The 1,400-nt window shown below is 72.4% G+C and carries 2 protein-coding genes; both read left to right on the top strand.

Annotation, left to right across the window (positions count from 1 at the left end; all coding sequences use genetic code 11):
* A partial coding sequence (gene hisG, locus AB0N07_RS51050; protein ID WP_365847837.1) for an ATP phosphoribosyltransferase occupies positions 1–832 on the top strand: 832 nt, incomplete at its 5' end.
* A 47-nt stretch (positions 833–879) separates the two neighbouring features.
* Positions 880–1,400 (top strand): HisA/HisF-related TIM barrel protein (locus tag AB0N07_RS51045; protein WP_365847835.1); only part of this gene is annotated, 521 nt, incomplete at its 3' end.

The following is a 1,400-nucleotide window of genomic DNA, read 5'->3' as shown; positions in this document are numbered from 1 at the left end:
TCCGAACAAGGGCGCCCTCGCCGAGGCCGCCCGTGAGATCCTGCAGGAGGCCGGTTACCGCCAGCGCCGCGACTCCCGCGAGCTGGTGCTCGTGGACCCCGAGAACCAGGTGGAGTTCTTCTATCTGCGTCCACGGGACATCGCGGTGTACGTGGGCCAGGGCACCCTCGACGTCGGCCTCACCGGGCGGGACCTGTTCCGCGACGCCCAAGTCGAGGGCACAGCGGAGGAGATCATGGCGCTCGGCTTCGGGCGGTCCGTGTTCCGACTGGCCGCGCCCGTGGGCACGTTCTCCTCCGAGTCCGAACTGGCCGGCAGGCGCATCGCCACCAGCTACGACGGCCTGCTCACCGCTTATCTCGAGCGTACGGGCCTGGACGCGACCGTCGTCCACCTCGACGGCGCCGTGGAGTCCTCCGTCAAGCTCGGCGTGGCGGACGCGATCGCCGACGTCGTGGAGACCGGCAGCACCCTGCGCGCCGCCGGCATGGAGGTCTTCGGCGAGCCCATCCTCGACTCGGAGGCCGTGCTGATCGGCCGCGCGGGGGAGCGCCCCGAGGGTCTCGACGTGCTGCTGCGGCGCCTCAAGGGCGTGCTCGTGGCCCGCCGCTGGGTCATGATCGACTACGACATCCGTCGTGACCTGCTGGAGGCGGCCACCGCGGTCACCCCGGGGCTGGAGTCACCGACGGTCTCCCCGCTGCGGGACGAGACGATGGTCGCCGTGCGCTCCATGGTCCGCAAGCCGGACGCCAACCGCGTCATGGACGAGCTGTACGCCCTGGGCGCCCGCGGCATCCTGATCTCCGCGATCCACGCGATCCGCCTCTGACGGCCCGCGCCGTCCCGCCTGAGCCCCCCCGAGACGAAGGAGCCGACGTGAGCCTCGCCGTGCGTGTCATCCCCTGCCTGGACGTGGACGCCGGGCGCGTGGTCAAGGGCGTGAACTTCGAGAACCTGCGCGACGCGGGCGACCCGGTCGAGCTCGCTCGCCGCTACAACGCCGCCGGCGCCGACGAGATCACGTTCCTCGACGTCACCGCCTCCACTTCGGACCGCGCCACGACCTATGACGTCGTGACGCGCACGGCCGAGGAGGTCTTCATCCCGCTGACCGTGGGCGGCGGTGTGCGCACCGTCGAGGACGTGGACCGGCTGCTGCGCACGGGGGCGGACAAGGTCTCCGTCAACACGGCGGCCGTGGCCCGGCCCGAGGTGATCACGGAGATCACCCGCCGCTTCGGGTCCCAGGTCCTCGTGCTCTCCCTCGACGCCCGGCGCACGGAGGACCCGGGCTGCGCCTCCGGCTACGAGGTCACCACCCACGGCGGCCGCCGGGGCACCGGCATCGACGCCGTCGCCTGGTGCCGGGAGGCCTCCGAGCGCGGGGTGGGGGAGAT

The organism is Streptomyces sp. NPDC051172, from assembly GCF_040682555.1.
Classification (GTDB): Bacteria; Actinomycetota; Actinomycetes; order Streptomycetales; family Streptomycetaceae; genus Streptomyces.
This window is presented reverse-complemented; position numbering and strand designations above follow the sequence as displayed.